Source organism: Amycolatopsis suaedae, assembly GCF_004214935.1.
GTDB classification, from domain to species: Bacteria; Actinomycetota; Actinomycetes; order Mycobacteriales; family Pseudonocardiaceae; genus Amycolatopsis; species Amycolatopsis suaedae.
On sequence record NZ_SFCC01000006.1, the window covers coordinates 297,764 to 312,939 of the forward strand.

Here is a 15,176-nt window from a genome sequence, read left to right on the forward strand (position 1 = left end):
CCCAAACCGCGCGGTTAGTTGGCGGCCGGTTTCACCAGGGGGTTGGGCTTGCCGTCGCGGGCCTTGGGGCTGGGCAGCGGGGCCGCCGGGATCGTCGGGGCACCGGCGGGGTCGGCCGGGACCGCCGTCGCCAGCGGGGCAGGCGCGGGCGGCACCTCCTGCTTGGCCGGGCTGGTGTCGACCTCCGACTCCTCCTCCGGCGGTTCCAGTGCGTCCTCGTTGCGGGCCAGCACCTCGCGTGCCTCCTGCAGCCGGGCCCGGGCCTGCTCCCGCAGCTTCGTCAGCCGCTCGACGTGCTGATCGGCCTCGGTGGTGCGGCGCTTGGCGTCCGCGGTGGCCTCGTCGACGAGCGAGGCCGACTTCACCGTGGCCTCCTCGACCAGCTTGCGGGCCTTGGCCGTCGCCTCGTCCACCAGCCGCTTCGCCTCGGCGGTGGCCTCGGCCAGCCTGCGCTCGGCCTGCTGCTTGCTGGCCGTGCGCTGGTCGGCGATGTGCTTGTCCAGCGCGGCCTTCTCGGCGGCCATCTTCGCGTCGAACTCGTGCTCGATCGACCGGCGCTTGCGCTCCGCCTCGGCGTCCTGCTGCTCCCGGTGCCGCACGGCGTCGACGGTGAGCCGCTGGACCTCCGAACGGGTCGCCTCCAGTGCGGCCCGCTGCTCCCGCTGGATGGCCTCGGCCTGCTTGTCGACCTCGGCGATCATCTTCGAGTACCGCTCACGCAGCGTGTCCGCGGCCTCGGTGGTCGACGTCCAGTGCTGCTCCGCGGCGATCTGCGCACGCTTGGTGATCTCCTCGGCCTGCGCGTGCGCGAGCTGCACCGTGCGCTGCATGCGCTCGTCGAGGTCCTCGATCCGCTCCGGCGGCTTCTTCAGCTCCTCGACCCGCGCCCGCAGGTTGCCGATCTCCCGCCGCGAGTTCTCCAGCTCCCGCGACAGCGTGCTGGCCTGCGCCATCGCGGAATCACGGTCCGCCATGATCCGCCGGACATGCCCCTCGACATGGTCGAGGTACTGCATGATCTGGCCGCGGTCGAACCCGTGCCACGCCTGGCCGAAGTCCCGGCGAAGGGGAAGCAGACCGTTGTCTCGCTCGGAAGCCATGGGCCGACGTTACCTCCGTACTCGTCGCGACCGTGTACAGGTACGTGTTTACCAGTGGAAGCCGCGGGTCAGCTTCGCCAGCGCCGTCGCCGCGCGGGAGAGATGCCGTTCGCCGCGGCCCAGCTTGATCCGGTCGGTGCCGCCGGCCGCGGCCGAGTCCGGGAAGATCCGGAACCCCTGGTAGGCCACGGCGTCGGTGAGCGTCGGGGTGAGCGTGTACGCCAGCCCGATGGCCTGCCCGATCGGCGTGCCGATGTGCTTGGGCCGCTTCTTCAACGCCTTGACCACCATGTCGGCGGCCTGTTCGGGCGACTTCGTCGGGAACGCGTCGTAGATCTTGGTCGGCCGGATCATCGGCGTGCGCACCAGCGGCATGTGGATCGTGGTGAACGTGATCCCGTCGCCGTGCGTCTCGGTCGCCGCGATGCGGGCGAAGTAGTCCAGTGCCGCCTTCGACGCGGCGTACGCGGAGAACCGCGGCGCGATGCCCTGCACACCGATCGACGACACGTTGACGATGTGCCCGAACTTGCGCTCCGACATGTGCGGCAGCACCGCGAGGATCAGCCGCACCGCGCCGAAGTAGTTGATCGCCATCGCGCGCTCGTAGTCGTGGAAGCGGTCGTAGGACAGCCGGATCGACCGGCGGATGGACCGGCCGGCGTTGTTGACCAGCATGTCGATCCGCCCGTGCTCGGCGATCATCGCGTCAACGGCCTTGTGCACCGACTCCTCGTCGGTCAGGTCGGCGGGGTAGACGGCCGCGTGACCGCCCGCGGCGATGATCTCGTCGCGGACCTCCTCCAGCTCGTGCTGCCGGCGCGCCACCAGCAGCGGGACACCGCCCTCGGCCGCGACCTTCAGCGCGGTGGCCCGCCCGATGCCCGACGACGCGCCGGTGATGATCACCCTGCGGCCGTCCAGCTCACCCCGCGGACCGTGCTTGCGGGCGCGGAACGGGTCGAGGTGTTCGCGCCAGTACCGCCACAGCACCGGCGCGTAGTCCTCCAGCCGCGGCAGCTCGATTCCCGATCCGGCCAGCGTCTTGCGGGTACTCGCCGTCGAGAACACCGAAGGGAACGTCAGGTTGTCCAGCAGCACCGGCGGAATCCCCAGCCGCTCCAGCACCGCGTCGCGGGCGATGGTGACGCCGGGGATGTGCTCGGTGAGCTTGAGCAGGCCGACGACGCCACGCGAGACCCGCTCGTCCAGTTCGACCGTGATCGTCGGCGCCCCGGCGGCCTTGGCGAAGGCGTTGTAGACGTCGGTGACCGGCTGCGGCTCCGGGCTGACCAGGTGGAACACCTGCCCGTCCAGGCCCGGCTTGAGCGCCAGCGCCAGCAGCGACTCGGCGACGTAGTCCACCGGCACCACGTTGGTGTCGCCGATGTCCGGGCCGACCAGCGGCAGGCTGGGCACCGACGTGAGCTTGCTGATCGCCGGGAACAGGTAGTACGGCCCGTCGATCTTGTCCATCTCGCCGGTCTGCGAGTTGCCGACGACGATGGCCGGGCGGTAGATCCGCGTCGGCACGTCGTGCTGCTCGCGCACCAGCCGTTCGGCCTCGAACTTCGTCCGGTGGTACGGCGTCGGCAGGCGCTGCCCGACGTCGAACATCTCCTCGGTGAACACCCCGGCGTAGTCACCGGCGACGGCGACCGACGACACGTGGTGCAGGCAGCCCGCCCGGACGTCCCGGGCCAGGTCGATCACGTGCTGCGTGCCCTCGACGTTGGCCCGGACGCTGTCCTCGTCGTCGGCGGTGATGTCGTAGAGGGCGGCCAGGTGCACCAGGTGGTCGACGTTGCCGCGCAGCGCCTCCCGGTCCGCGTCGGTGACGCCGAGCCCGGGTTCACCGAGGTCGCCGGAGAGCAGTTCGACGCGGTCCGGGTTCGGCCACTGGGCGACCATCGCGGTCAGCCGGTCCCTGGACGCGTCGCGCACCAGCAGCGTGACCCGCTCGATGTCCTCCCGTTCGAGCAGCAGCCGGGTGAAGTGGCGGCCGATCAGGCCAGTCGCACCGGTCACGAGGAAGGTGGCCATGGCATCTCCTGCTCTTGTGTCGCCCGCGGAACCCACGGGCATTGTGCCACCATTCAGTCGATCGGCTCGGCGATGACCACCCGGTTCTCCGCATATCCGGTCGAGCCGCCGAGCCAGCGTCCGCCGCAGGTGACCAGCACGATGCGGTGCTTGCCCTGCTGGCTGAACAACGCGTCGGCGCGTGACGGCAGTTCGTCTTTGCCAAGCGTGAGGGTCTGCGCGACGCGGTAGGTGAACGTCTTGCCCTTCGCGTCCTGCACGGTCACCTGCTCGCCGATCCGGGTCGCCCACAGCTCGGCGAACGGGCCGACCCTGCCGTGCCAGTTGACGTGCCCGGCGAACACGCTCGCGCCGTTCGACGCGGCGAGCCCGGCGCCCCACCAGGTCGCCTCACCGAGATCGTCGGGGACGGGCAGCACGGCGTTGGGCCCCTGGACCTCCTTGCGCACCAGGGTCGCCGAGCCACCGGCGGGCAGCCGGATGCTGTTCGGCCGCTGCCCGGCGTCCTGCCGGGCGGGCGACTGCGGTTTCGGGGTGGTGGCCGTGCCGGGCGCGGGTGGCGGTGCCGCCGGTGCCGCGGCGGCCGCCTGCGCGGGTGCCACGGCTGCCGTTGCCGCCCGCGCCGAGCCCGCGACGGTCTCCGTCCGCGGTTCGGCGACGACCACCGCGACGGCTATTTCGAGCGCCAGCAAGCTGGCCGCACCCAGTAGGAAGGGTGCGACCAGCTCACGGCGGGGACGACGGCCGGACATGGACTACCGCTGGCCGTACCGCCGTCGGACGACGAAACCGACCAGGCCGGAGACGATCGCGGCGAGCACGCCCATGGCGGCCAGCGCGGCCACCGGCGGTGCCGACGTCGTGGCGCCCTGGGCGATCACGTTGGGCTCCGAGCCCGCCGGGATCGTCCTGGGGACCTCGCTCGGGACGTTGTCGATCTTCAGCGCCAGCGTCTCGCCCGGCTTGACCTCGCCGCAGGCCGACGGCGGGTTGTTCGGGTCGAAGTTGTAGCCGTGTGGCGGGGTGGCCTCGACGATGCAGATCTTCTGCGGTGTCTTGAGGTTCTCCGCGACGGCGACGCCGTCGGCGCCGGTGGTCAGCACGGCGGGCTTGCCCTCCGGGTCGACCAGCGGTTTGCCGTTCGCGCCGAGGGCGGGCGACTTCTTGTCCTCACCGGTCAGCCGCAGGCCGACCGACGGGATGCCCTTGCCGGTCTTGGCGTCGACCTTGGTGACCGACACCTTGCCGCCCTTGGCCTTGGTCTTGCCGGAGAGCTTGTGCTCCTTCTCCCCGCCGGTGGCCACCACGCGCTGGGTCTTCGGCTTGCCGACGGCCTTCTGCACCTGCGGCTTGTCGGCCGGCACGGACAGCTTCCCCGCCACCGTGACGTCCTCCGCCGACGGCGTGACCTTCGCCGTCGCCTTGCCGTCCTTGTCGGTCTTGACCGTGAGCTTTTCCTTGCCGTCCGGGCCGGTGGCATTGGTCAGCGTGAGCTCGATCGGGACGTCGGCGACGCCCTTGCCCGCGGCGTTGGTGACGGTGACCGTCCAGTCCCCGGGGGCACCGATCGCCTGGTCGCCCTTAGGGGCGGTCAGCTCGACCTTCCACGGACCGCGGTTGGCCTCGGCGTCCTTCTCCAGCCTGGCGACGTCGCCGTCGGCACCGGCCTTCTTGAGCTGGGCCTCGTGCAGTCCGACGTTGTAGCCGATCTTGTCCGACGGCAGGCTGTCGTCGAGGTCACCCTCGTTGCGCGGGGTGGCGGTGTACTTGTGCAGCAGGTGCGCCAGCGCGGCCGCCTCGTTGTTGTCCTTCGTGTTGCCGTAACGCAGCAGCAGGTAGGAGATCTTGGCCGCGACCTCGGGGGAGAGCGCGTCGCCCCACTTGGTCGTCAGGTCGCCGCCGGGCTCGAACTTCTCGTTGGCGTCCGGCTCGTCCATGGCGAACTGCACGCAGAACACCTGCTTGCCGCCGACCATGTAGGCGCCCAGGTGGTAGTTGTGGTCGCTGTTGCTCCAGCGCTGGCCCGGTTTGATCTCGATGCCGGGCCCGTTCTGCTCAGCGGCGAGGGCCGGCGTGGCCATCGTGCCGAGCGAGAGGACGCCGAGCAGGCTCACGCCGATCAACCCGAGCAGGCGTCTGCCCGGGTGTCTGGTCCGCCCCATTTCGTGCAGGTCTCCTTCGATCGCGCCTGTGCGTGCGAACACGCCTGGTGAGCGCGCCCTTCTTGCCCCAGTTACCCCTGTCACCCACAGGTGCCGGGTGGTCTGTGCAGGCTTCACCGCCGCTGCACGACCCGTCACCGCCCCGACACGTTCCGGGCACGCCCATGCGAGGGTCACCTACCTGGGCCTTCGGTGCAATAGGCCAGCTGAGCGAAGTGTCGATGGAAACGTGACCGACGGTCACTGGCATAGTGGCCGGGACTGCGGGCACCTTTGTGAGTAAAGTCGGTTTTACCGACGGGAACAGGCCGCCGTCCGCGGTCGTTGACGTCATGCAGGTGCCAGTAGATCCAGGAGGATCAGGTGCGTTCCAGTAGCAACCCCGCGTTCCGCAGGCTGCCGACGCGCAATGCGGCGTACGGCGGCTTCGGCCCGAACGTAGGCTTCAACGAGCCGCAGGGCGGCGTGCCGGGCTACGGTCCGCCGCAGGCGCCCGCCGGCTCCGCAGACCGTCCGATGACGGTCGACGACGTAGTCATCAAGACCGGCCTCAGCCTCGGTGTGGCGCTGCTCACCGGTGTCATCACGGCCTTCTGGGCCCAGACCCAGCTGACGCTCAACAGCGCAGGCCAGGTGGTCGGCGTCAGTGGTGCGCTGATCGGTGCTCTGGTCGGCGGCATGCTCGTCGGCCTGGTGCTGTCGCTGGTGATGATCTTCCGGCAGAAGCCGAGTGGCGTGATGACGCTGCTCTACTCGGCTGCCGAAGGTGTGTTCCTCGGTGCCATCAGCGGGCTGTTCGAGATCGTCTACCCGGGCATCGCGCTGCAGGCGATCGTCGGTACCGCCGGTGTGTTCATCGGCATGCTGATCGTCTACAAGACCGGTGCAGTCAAGGTCACCCCGAAGCTGACCAAGTGGATCGTCGGCGCCGTCGTCGGTGTCGCCATCCTGATGCTGGTCAACCTCATCACCAGCTTCTTCGGCTTCAACCCGCTGCGGGACGGTGGCCCGATCGCCATCATCTTCAGCCTCGTCGTGATCGGCATCGCGGCGTTCAGCTTCCTGCTGGACTTCAACATGGCCGACGAGATGATCCGCGAGGGCATGCCCTCGAAGTGGGCCTGGTTCGCCGCGTTCGGCCTGATGACCACGCTGGTCTGGCTGTACCTGGAGATCCTGCGCCTGCTGTCCTACCTGCAGTCGAGCGACTGATCTCGGCTCTTCCAGGAAGGGGCGTCCCGCCACGGCGGGGCGCCCCTTTCGCTTGCGCGCGGCGTTCTGTCAGCGGGCCTCGTTCCAGGGGCGCGGGGTGCCGGGGGCGGGCTCGGTCTCGGCGGCGGGCTCGGCGGCGCGGCGGCGGCGCAGGGCCGTGACCACCGTGGCCAGCAGGAGCAGACCCGCGCCGGCCGCGGCGTTGGTGAAACCGTCCCGGAGCCCGGGGATCTCGAACGTCCCGTCGGCGGCCTGCAGCGCCCACAGGCCGGTCGGCACCAGCGCGGCGAGCGTCGCCAGGCCCAGCAGCACCCTCGACCGGACCAGCGCGCCGAACAGCCCGACGACCACGGCGGCCAGCAACAACACGGCGACCGATGTGAAGAACCCGGCCTCGGTGGTCGTCGGCGACTGCGTGAACACGTCCCGCAGCGCGAAGTCGCTCGCCGAGCGATCCTCCCGCCAGGACCGGAACATGCCCAGCACCAGACCGCCGGACCCCAACAGCGTCAGCAACAGCGCGAGCAAGTACCTCATGGACTCACGCTAGCGTCGTGAGTCAGAAGTTGCTGCGTGGCTCGGCGGATCCAGGTTTCCGCCGGCAAGGCGCCGGATCGCCCTCGTACTGGACCGTACTCGGGCGGTCCGGCAACGCCGCCGGCGGGAAGCTGGGCCGTCGAGGCGCCCAGCGTATTTCTGACTCAGGACGCTAGGCCGCAAGTAACGACCGTGCCATGGGGCAGGCCCCACCTGGCGTCCTGCGGTGTGAGACACCGGGAAATGACCCCATGCTCCGACCTAGCCTTGCGCCGTGAGCACCCAGACCACGTTCCAGACCTCCTGCGCCGCACCGCTGCCGAAGCCCGCCGAGCCCGCCCGGCCCGTTCCGCTGGCCGTCGCGGGCGTGCTGGCCGCCGGGCTCACCTGGTATGTCTGGGCCGCCCACGGCCCGAAGTTCGGGGTGCTGCTCGCGCTCGGCCTCGGACTCGGCTTCGCGCTGTTCCACTCCCGGTTCGGCTTCACCTCGGCGTGGCGGCAGCTGATCGCCGTCGGCAACGGCCAGGGCCTGCGTGCCCACACGCTGCTGCTCGGCACGGCCACCACGCTCATCGCGCTGATCGTGGCGACCGGGTCCGGCCTGTTCGGCTCGGTGCCGAAGGTGAGCGGCGGGCCGCTCGGCCTCGCGTTGCTGGTCGGCGCCGTGTTGTTCGCCATCGGCATGCAGCTCGGCGGTGCCTGCGCGTCGGGGACGCTGTTCGCGGTCGGCTCCGGGCAGTCGACGATCGTGCTCACCCTCGGCGGCTTCATCGCCGGGTCGGTGCTCTACACCTGGGCGTTCCCGCTGCTGGACGGCTGGCCGGCGCTGCCCGGCGTCGTGCTCGCCGACCACGTCGGCTGGTTCGGCTCGTGGGCCATCACGATCGCCGTGCTGGCCGGGATCGTCTACGTCACCAAACTCGTCCAGGCCCGCCGCAACCCGCCACCGACCGCCGCGGTGCCGACCGCCCGCGGCGTCGTCAGGGTGCTCCGCGGATCGTGGCCGATGCTGGTCGGGGCGGTGGTGCTCGGCGTGCTCGCCGGGGCGGTCTTCCTCGTGTCCGGGGGTATCTGGGGCGTGACGTCCGCGTTCGCCCTGTGGGGCGCGAAGATCCTGCAGCTACTCGGTTTCCACCCGGAGACGTGGGAGTTCTGGCAGAGCCAGGCCAACGCCAAGTCGCTGGCGGGTCCGATTTGGACGGACAAGACCAGCCTGACCAACATCGGCATCATGATCGGCGCGGCCGTCGCGGCAGCGGCAGCGGGTGCGTGGAAGATCCACAGCCAGATCCCGTGGCGCACCGCGCTCGCGGCCGTGCTCGGCGGCATCCTGATGGGTGTCGGAGCACGGCTCGCGGGCGGCTGCAACATCGGCGCGTACCTCGGCGGCATCTCCACCGGCAGCCTGCACGGCTGGCTGTGGGGCGTGTTCGCACTGGGCGGCACCTGGATCGGGCTGAAACTGCGCCCGCTGTTCGGCCTCGGCAACCCGAAGCCGGCGGACAGTGTCTGCTAGGAGAGCCGCTCCAGTACCATGGCCATGCCCTGGCCACCGCCGACGCACATCGTCTCCAGGCCCCACTGCTTGTCGTGGTGCTGCAGCGAGTTGATCAGCGTCGAGGTGATCCGCGCGCCGGTCATCCCGAACGGGTGCCCGATGGCGATCGCGCCGCCGTTGACGTTGAGCCGGTCCAGCTCGATGCCGAGATCCTTGTACGACGGGATGACCTGGGCCGCGAACGCCTCGTTGATCTCGACCAGGTCGATGTCACCGATCTGCTTGCCTGCCCTGGCCAGTGCCTGCCGGGACGCCTCGACCGGGCCGTAGCCCATGATCTCCGGCGACAGCCCGGAAACGCCGGTCGACACGATGCGTGCCAGCGGCGTGATGCCCAGCTCCTTGGCCTTGGTGTCGGACATGATCACCAGCGCGGCGGCGCCGTCGTTGAGCGGGCAGCAGTTGCCTGCCGTGATGCGGCCGTCGGGCCGGAACACCGGCTTCAGCTCGGAGACGCCCTCCAGCGTGACGCCGGGACGCGGGCCGTCGTCGGCGGCCACCACCGTGCCGTCGGGCTTGGTGACCGGCGTGATGTCCTTGGCCCAGAAGCCGTCGGCGATGGCCTTCTCCGCGAGGTTCTGCGACCGCACGCCGAACTCGTCCATCTCCTGGCGGGAGACGTTCTTCAGCCGTGCCAGGTTCTCCGCGGTCTGGCCCATCGGGATGTAGACGTCGGGCAGCAGGCCGCTCTCCCGCGGGTCGGTCCAGCTGTCCGCGCCCGTCTCGGCCGTCCGCTGGGTGCGGGCTTCGGCCTCGGCGAACAGCGGGTTGTGCGTGTCCGGCCACGAGTCGGAGCTGCCGTTGACGAACCGCGAGACCGTCTCCACCCCGGCCGAGATGAACACGTCGCCCTCGCCTGCCTTGATGGCGTGCAGCGCCATGCGGGTGGTCTGCAACGACGACGAGCAGTACCGGGTCACGGTGCACCCCGGCAGGTGGTCGTAACCCAGCTCGACGGCGACGGCGCGGCCCATGTTGAACCCGGACTCGCCACCCGGCAGACCGCAGCCGAGCATCAGGTCGTCGATGTCGGCCGGGTCGAGCTGTGGCACCTTGTCCAGCGCCGCGCGCACCATCAGCGCGGCGAGGTCGTCGGGCCGCATATCCGCCAGCGACCCCTTCTTGGCCCGCCCGATCGGGGAACGGGCGACGGACACGATCACTGCTTCAGGCATGCGATTGACTCCAACAGGTGACGTTACTAAGCGGGCGCTCACCCCATCCTGCCTCGTGATCCGCCAGAAGCAAGCCCCTGGGGCTACCCTGACCGCGTGGAATACGCCGAACACATCGTCGACCTGGTGGGCAACACCCCGCTGGTCAAGCTGAACTCGCTGGCCGAGGGGCTACAGCCGCTCGTGCTGGCCAAGGTGGAGTACGTCAACCCCGGCGGCAGCGTCAAGGACCGGATCGCGCTGCGCATGGTGGAGGCGGCCGAGCGGTCGGGCGAGCTGCGTCCCGGCGGCACCATCGTCGAGCCGACCTCGGGCAACACCGGCGTCGGGCTGGCCATGGTGGCCCAGCGCAAGGGCTACAAGTGCGTCTTCGTCTGCCCGGACAAGGTCAGCGAGGACAAGCGCAACGTGCTCAAGGCCTACGGCGCCGAGGTCGTCGTGTGCCCGACGGCGGTCGCGCCGGAGCACCCGGAGTCCTACTACAACGTCTCCGACCGGCTCGTCCGGGAGATCGAGGGCGCCTGGAAGCCCAACCAGTACGCCAACCCGGAGAACCCGGCCAGCCACTACCACTCCACGGGCCCGGAGATCTGGCGGCAGACCGACGGCAAGGTGACGCACTTCGTCGCGGGCGTCGGCACCGGCGGCACCATCTCCGGCACCGGCAGGTACCTCAAGGAGGTCAGCGAGGGCCGCGTGCGCATCGTCGGCGCGGACCCGGAGGGCTCGGTGTACTCCGGTGGCACCGGCCGTCCGTACCTGGTGGAGGGCGTCGGCGAGGACTTCTGGCCGGACACCTACGACCGCGGCGTCGCCGACGAGATCATCGCCGTCACCGACGCGGACTCGTTCGACATCACCCGCCGCCTGGCCCGCGAGGAGGGCCTGCTGGTCGGCGGTTCGTGCGGCATGGCGGTCGCCGCCGCACTGGAACTGGCCCGGCGCGGCGGTCCGGACGACGTCATCGTCGTGCTGCTGCCCGACGGCGGCCGCGGCTACCTGACCAAGGTGTTCAACGACTCCTGGATGTCGTCCTACGGCTTCCTCCCGCCGGACTCGACGCAGGCCACGGTCGGCGATGTGCTGCGCCGCAAGGACGGCTCGCTGCCCGACCTGGTGCACAGCCACCCGAACGAGACCGTCGCCGAGGCGGTGTCCATCCTGCGGGAGTTCGGCGTGAGCCAGATGCCGGTGGTCAGCGCGGAGCCGCCGGTCATGGCGGCCGAGGTCGTCGGCGCGGTCAACGAGCGTGATCTGCTGGACGCCCTGTTCACCGGGAAGGCGGCGCTGGCCGACCGGCTGGAGACGCACATGTCGCCGCCGCTGCCCACGATCGGCGGTGGTGAGCAGGTCAGTTCGGCGATGAAGGCGCTGACGGCCGCCGACGGCGCCATGGTGCTGATCGACGGCAAGCCGGCCGGAGTGGTCACCAGGCAGGACCTGCTGGCGTTCCTCGCCGGAAGGTGATCTGTGTTCCATCGGGTGTCCGGGCCGGGGCGTTACGAGCGCCCTACCCGGGTATCCGATAGCGTGTGCCCCGAGTGAGAAGGACAATTCCTCGTCAAGGGGGTTCAAGACCCACATGAGCGCTCCCCAGCCTCCCAACCAGCCCTGGGGTGGCGGCCAGCCACAACAGGGCCCGCCGAGTGGGCCGCAGCCCCAGCAGGACAGCCCGTTCGGCCAGGCAGAGCCGACGCAGGTCGTGCAGCCGGGTCAGCCGCCGCAGGGTGGTGGCCAGTTCGACGGACCGGAGCCGACCCAGGTCGTCCAGCCGCCGCAGCCAGGCCAGGCGCCTGACGCCGGTGCCACGCAGGTCGTGCCGCCCGTGGGTGGTGGCGGCGGTGAGCAGGGCGCGGACTCCACGCAGCTGGTGCCACCCGGTTCGCAGCCACCTCCGGCCATCCCGTACGCCCCGCCGCCCAGCGCCGCGGACAACCCCGGCGGCTTCCAGCAGCAGCCCTTCCCGGGGCAGCCCGGCGGGTTCGACCCGTCGCAGGGGCAGGGGCAGCAGCCCGGTGGCCAGTTCGGCCCGCCGCCCGGTCAGCCGGGGCAGTTCGGCCCGCCGCCGGGGCAGCCCGGCTTCCCGCCGCCGCCCGGTCAGCCCGGCGGCTTCGGCCCGTCCGGCCCCGGTGGCCAGCAGGGCGGTGGCAACAACTCGATGTTCGGCCTGATCGCGGGCGCCGTCGTCGGATTGCTCGGCCTGATCGCGCTGATCTTCACGTTCGTGGACCTCGGCGACGTCAGCGACCTGTCGGACCTGCTGGAAGGTGCGCCGAACGACGGGGCTGTCGACGAGTTCCTCGACAAGGCCGGGATCGTTTCTCCCGGCACCATGACCTTCTACCTGATCCTGATCATGCTTGGCGCGCTCGCGGCGATCGCGGGCGGAGTGCTGCTCGCGCTCGCCGGCAAGCTCTCGGCGATCTTCAAGAAGGTGGCGCCGGGTGCGGTCGCCGGCGGCGGTTTCCTGATGTTCGTCTTCGGGATCCTGCTCATGATCGGTACGACCGTCTCGAGCGAGTTCGAGCGGATGGTCGGTGGATCGGAGAGCCTCGGCACGGCGATCCTGTACCTGATCATGGGTCTGCTGATCCTCATCGTCGGTGTGCTGGGCTTCATTCCCGCCACGGCGCAGTACGTCGGTCTCGGCGGTGGCGGCTCGGCGTTCGGTCCCGGCCCGGGTGGGCCCGGCGGCTTCGGCCCGCCGCCCGGTGGCGGCTTCGGTCCGCCGCCCGGTCAGCCGGGGCAGTTCGGCCCGCCGCCGGGGCAGCCCGGCCAGCCCGGTGGCTTCGGCCAGCCGCCGCAGGGTCCGCCCAGCGGCGGATTCGGGCAGCCGCAGCAGGGGCCGTCGAGTGGCGGGTTCCCGCAGCCGGGTCAGCCCGGTCAGCAGCAGCCGGGCCAGCCCGGCGGCTTCGGCGGTCCGCCGCCCGGGCAGCAGCCCCCGCAGTGGTGACCTCCTGATTCCGGATGCCCCCGGCCGATCGGCCGGGGGCATTCGTTTTGTCCCCACGTCGGGTGTTCGCCCGCTAGGGTGAGCGCCGTTGAATCCGCCGAGCAGTTGGGGGAGCCGTGACGAATCCGTACGGGTACCAGGCGCAGCAGCCGCCGCCACCGGGCTACGGGTACGGCTACCCGGCGGCGCAGCAGTCGCGTCCGGGCGGCGGTACGGCGATCACGGCGGCGATCTTCGGCCTGTTCGCCGCGATCGCCAGCGCGTACATCCCGATCCGCGCGTTCATCGTCCTGCCGTCCGGCGCTGGCATCGGCGATCTTCCCGGCGAGGTGCTGACCGTGCTGGCGCTGTACCTCGGTGCGGCGCTCCTGCTCCTGATCGGCGCGCTCGTCACGTTCTTCCGCGCCGTGTTCGGGGCCATCCTGCTGATCCTCGGCTCCGTCCTGACGCTCACCTCGATCATGCTGGAGCCCGCCCTGTTCCCGATGAGCAGGTTCGACCGCTACTTCGAGGCGATCTTCACCTTCGACAGCGAGCCGGCGATCTGGCACTTCGCCGCGCTGGTGCTCGGCGTGCTCACGCTGCTGTTCGCGATCCTGCCGCCGACGTTCAAGTACCTCACCTACAAGCCGCGCCCCACCCAGCCGTACGGCCAGCCGCCGATGCAGGGCTATCCTCCGCAGACATGGTGAGTGCGCAGACCTCCGAACCACGCAGCGGCACGGCGATCACGGCCGCTGTCTTCGCTGCCATCAGCGGCTTCTTCCATGCGTTCGGGCTAATCGTCATGGTGCTCGACGCCTTCGACAGCGGGCTCACGGTCGCCTCGGCGTTCACCCTCGTCGTCAATGCCGCGGTGTGTGTCGCGTTGCTGGTCGGAGCCGTGCACCTGTGTGTCCGCCGGCCGTACGCACGGCTGTTGCTCATCGGCGGTGAGGTGGCGGCGTTGCTGATGTACGTCGTGTTCGCCACCGGCTTCGCCGTGGGGACGGGCTCGTTCACCGGCAGGGCGTTGCTGGTCATCGGTGCGCCCGCCGTGCTGGCGCTGCTGCTGACGCTGGCTCCGTCGACCCGGCGATGGGTGACGTCGGCGACGACTCGCTAGTCGCGTTCCACCGGCAGTGACGGAGCGACTACAGCTGGAGTACCCTCACGTCCAGGGATGGCTTGGGCCATGAGGGAGGGACGGCGATGAACTATGCGCAGCCACCGCCGGCGCGGTCGCAGGGCGGCGGGATCTTCGGTCTGCTGCAGATCGTCAGCTGGGCGTGTGCCCTGGCGGTGACGGGCCTGGGCGTCACCGGGGTGATCTCCACGGTGATGATCGTGCTCCTGCTCATCGGATCGATCATCGCGATTGTCGGCAGGTATGACGTCGCCCAGCCGGTGGGGAGGCCACTTCGATGACGTATCCACCGTTTCCCCAGCAGCCCGGGTTTCCCCAGCACCCGGGCTACCCCCAGCAGCCGGGCTACCCGCAGCAGCCGGGTTATCCGCCCCAGCCGGGCTACCCGCAGCAGAAGCCGAGCGGCGGAACCGCCATCACCGCGGGAGTTCTCGCGCTCGTCGGCGGGCTGTTCCACCTGACTGCCGCCATTCTGGTGGTGATCGACATCCTCGACTACCGGTTCACCGTGGGGACCACCATTCCGCTAGTGCTGAACCTCGTGCTGGCCGGCCTGTTGTCGCCCGGCGGGATCCTGCTCTTCATGCGCAAGCCAGCAGGCCGCATGTTGACGATCGTCGGCAGTAGTGTGGCGCTCGGACTCTTCGTGCTGTCCCTTGTGCCCCTGGGCTACATCGAGCATCTGCACGTCGGTGTCGGCTTCGCCGGCCGGAGCCTGACGGCTCTCATCGCCATGGCACCCGCCATCGCCACACTGGTCCTGGCGATCGTCAAGCCCACCGCGGTGTGGGTGGGCGCGGCGAAGCCGCAGCCGCCGATGATGATGCCCGGGCCGGGACCGTACCCGCCGCAGCAGCAGTACTGGGGTGGGCCGCAGGGATGACCTACCCGCCGTACTCCGCTGGTCGACCGCCGAACGGCATGACCGCGATCCTGGCGGGCGGACTCGCGATCTTGATCAGCTCCGCGCACCTCAGTACATCGGTCGTGCTCCTGCTGCTCGCGACAAGTCCCCTCCGGGTTGTGCTGCTGGTCGGCTGCCTCCTTCTGGCCGGCCTGCTGGTGTCGGGCGCGATCCTGCTGTTCCTGCGCAAGGCAACCGGACGCGTACTGGTGATCATCGGCAACATCGGAACGATGGCCGGCCTCGGAGTCGTCGCTATCCTACGGAGTGTCGACAGGTCTCTCCTTGGCCCGTTCACGTCGTTCAGCTTCGAGCTCGTTCTGCTGGCCGTCATGATCCCGGTCGACATAGTGCTGCTCCTTGTTCAGCCCACCAGCGCCTGGCTGGCCCGTTCGGCGTAGTCTCT

15 protein-coding genes are annotated in these 15,176 nt (G+C 70.2%); 9 read left to right on the forward strand and 6 right to left on the reverse strand.

Going from position 1 to position 15,176, the window contains the following annotated elements; all coding sequences use genetic code 11:
- Positions 1–14 precede the first annotated feature (14 nt).
- From EWH70_RS13940 to EWH70_RS13955, 4 genes are read right to left on the reverse strand one after another with little or no spacing between them, the layout of a single operon-like run.
- Complete coding sequence (locus tag EWH70_RS13940) at positions 15–1,100, reverse strand: coiled-coil domain-containing protein (RefSeq protein ID WP_240686971.1); 1,086 nt, start codon at positions 1,098–1,100, stop codon at positions 15–17.
- A gap of 48 nt (positions 1,101–1,148) precedes the next feature.
- Positions 1,149–3,143 carry an SDR family oxidoreductase gene (locus tag EWH70_RS13945; protein ID WP_130475775.1) on the reverse strand — a complete coding sequence of 665 codons (1,995 nt, stop codon included), beginning with the start codon at positions 3,141–3,143 and terminating at the stop codon, positions 1,149–1,151.
- Between the two features lie 53 nt (positions 3,144–3,196).
- Positions 3,197–3,895, reverse strand: a complete 699-nt coding sequence (locus tag EWH70_RS13950) for a class F sortase (protein ID WP_130475776.1) — start codon at positions 3,893–3,895, stop codon at positions 3,197–3,199.
- 3 nt (positions 3,896–3,898) lie between these two features.
- The gene (locus tag EWH70_RS13955) at positions 3,899–5,305 is read right to left on the reverse strand and encodes a SpaA isopeptide-forming pilin-related protein (RefSeq protein ID WP_130475777.1); all 1,407 of its coding nucleotides are present in this window, start codon (positions 5,303–5,305) and stop codon (positions 3,899–3,901) included.
- Between the two features lie 363 nt (positions 5,306–5,668).
- Between EWH70_RS13955 and EWH70_RS13960 the strand changes: the two genes are divergently transcribed.
- A complete protein-coding gene (locus EWH70_RS13960) occupies positions 5,669–6,517 on the forward strand; it encodes a Bax inhibitor-1/YccA family protein (protein ID WP_130475778.1) in 849 nt (282 codons plus the stop codon).
- A gap of 69 nt (positions 6,518–6,586) precedes the next feature.
- Here EWH70_RS13960 and EWH70_RS13965 read toward each other — a convergent pair whose 3' ends face one another.
- Positions 6,587–7,054: a hypothetical protein gene (locus EWH70_RS13965; RefSeq protein ID WP_130475779.1), complete on the reverse strand. Its 468-nt coding sequence runs from the start codon at positions 7,052–7,054 to the stop codon at positions 6,587–6,589.
- 274 nt (positions 7,055–7,328) lie between these two features.
- On the opposite strand from EWH70_RS13965, the gene EWH70_RS13970 reads away from it, so the two are divergent.
- The gene (locus tag EWH70_RS13970; protein WP_130475780.1) at positions 7,329–8,570 is read left to right on the forward strand and encodes a YeeE/YedE family protein; all 1,242 of its coding nucleotides are present in this window, start codon (positions 7,329–7,331) and stop codon (positions 8,568–8,570) included.
- Here EWH70_RS13970 and EWH70_RS13975 read toward each other — a convergent pair.
- A complete protein-coding gene (locus EWH70_RS13975) occupies positions 8,567–9,787 on the reverse strand; it encodes an acetyl-CoA C-acetyltransferase (protein ID WP_130475781.1) in 1,221 nt (406 codons plus the stop codon). The genes EWH70_RS13970 and EWH70_RS13975 overlap by 4 nt on opposite strands.
- A gap of 96 nt (positions 9,788–9,883) precedes the next feature.
- Between EWH70_RS13975 and EWH70_RS13980 the strand changes: the two genes are divergently transcribed.
- The 7 genes from EWH70_RS13980 (at position 9,884) to EWH70_RS14005 (ending at position 15,171) form a co-directional block, all read left to right on the forward strand.
- On the forward strand, positions 9,884–11,254 hold the full coding sequence (locus tag EWH70_RS13980) for a cystathionine beta-synthase (protein ID WP_130475782.1): 1,371 nt from the start codon (positions 9,884–9,886) through the stop codon (positions 11,252–11,254).
- A 115-nt stretch (positions 11,255–11,369) separates the two neighbouring features.
- Positions 11,370–12,740 (forward strand): hypothetical protein, encoded by a 1,371-nt coding sequence (locus EWH70_RS35460; protein ID WP_165436254.1) that lies wholly within the window; start codon positions 11,370–11,372, stop codon positions 12,738–12,740.
- Positions 12,741–12,856: 116 nt separating this feature from the next.
- A complete protein-coding gene (locus tag EWH70_RS13985; RefSeq protein ID WP_130475783.1) occupies positions 12,857–13,432 on the forward strand; it encodes a hypothetical protein in 576 nt (191 codons plus the stop codon).
- Positions 13,426–13,845, forward strand: a complete 420-nt coding sequence (locus EWH70_RS13990) for a hypothetical protein (RefSeq protein WP_130475784.1) — start codon at positions 13,426–13,428, stop codon at positions 13,843–13,845. The genes EWH70_RS13985 and EWH70_RS13990 overlap by 7 nt, the downstream gene beginning before the upstream one ends.
- Before the next feature lie 86 nt (positions 13,846–13,931).
- Positions 13,932–14,147 (forward strand): hypothetical protein, encoded by a 216-nt coding sequence (locus tag EWH70_RS13995; RefSeq protein ID WP_130475785.1) that lies wholly within the window; start codon positions 13,932–13,934, stop codon positions 14,145–14,147.
- Positions 14,144–14,749, forward strand: coding sequence for a hypothetical protein (locus EWH70_RS14000; RefSeq protein ID WP_130475786.1), 606 nt, complete (start codon positions 14,144–14,146; stop codon positions 14,747–14,749). Before EWH70_RS13995 ends, EWH70_RS14000 begins: the two co-directional genes overlap by 4 nt.
- A gap of 38 nt (positions 14,750–14,787) precedes the next feature.
- Positions 14,788–15,171: a hypothetical protein gene (locus tag EWH70_RS14005; RefSeq protein ID WP_130475787.1), complete on the forward strand. Its 384-nt coding sequence runs from the start codon at positions 14,788–14,790 to the stop codon at positions 15,169–15,171.
- Positions 15,172–15,176 lie beyond the last annotated feature (5 nt).

Coding starts and splice junctions, on each gene's coding strand:
- EWH70_RS13940 (WP_240686971.1), bottom strand. CDS start 1,100: ATGGCTTCCGAGCGAGACAACGGTCTGCTTCCCCTTCGCCGGGACTTC.
- EWH70_RS13945 (WP_130475775.1), bottom strand. CDS start 3,143: ATGGCCACCTTCCTCGTGACCGGTGCGACTGGCCTGATCGGCCGCCAC.
- EWH70_RS13950 (WP_130475776.1), bottom strand. CDS start 3,895: ATGTCCGGCCGTCGTCCCCGCCGTGAGCTGGTCGCACCCTTCCTACTG.
- EWH70_RS13955 (WP_130475777.1), bottom strand. CDS start 5,305: ATGGGGCGGACCAGACACCCGGGCAGACGCCTGCTCGGGTTGATCGGC.
- EWH70_RS13965 (WP_130475779.1), bottom strand. CDS start 7,054: ATGAGGTACTTGCTCGCGCTGTTGCTGACGCTGTTGGGGTCCGGCGGT.
- EWH70_RS13975 (WP_130475781.1), bottom strand. CDS start 9,787: ATGCCTGAAGCAGTGATCGTGTCCGTCGCCCGTTCCCCGATCGGGCGG.
- EWH70_RS35460 (WP_165436254.1), top strand. CDS start 11,370: ATGAGCGCTCCCCAGCCTCCCAACCAGCCCTGGGGTGGCGGCCAGCCA.
- EWH70_RS13990 (WP_130475784.1), top strand. CDS start 13,426: ATGGTGAGTGCGCAGACCTCCGAACCACGCAGCGGCACGGCGATCACG.
- EWH70_RS13995 (WP_130475785.1), top strand. CDS start 13,932: ATGAACTATGCGCAGCCACCGCCGGCGCGGTCGCAGGGCGGCGGGATC.
- EWH70_RS14000 (WP_130475786.1), top strand. CDS start 14,144: ATGACGTATCCACCGTTTCCCCAGCAGCCCGGGTTTCCCCAGCACCCG.
- EWH70_RS14005 (WP_130475787.1), top strand. CDS start 14,788: ATGACCGCGATCCTGGCGGGCGGACTCGCGATCTTGATCAGCTCCGCG.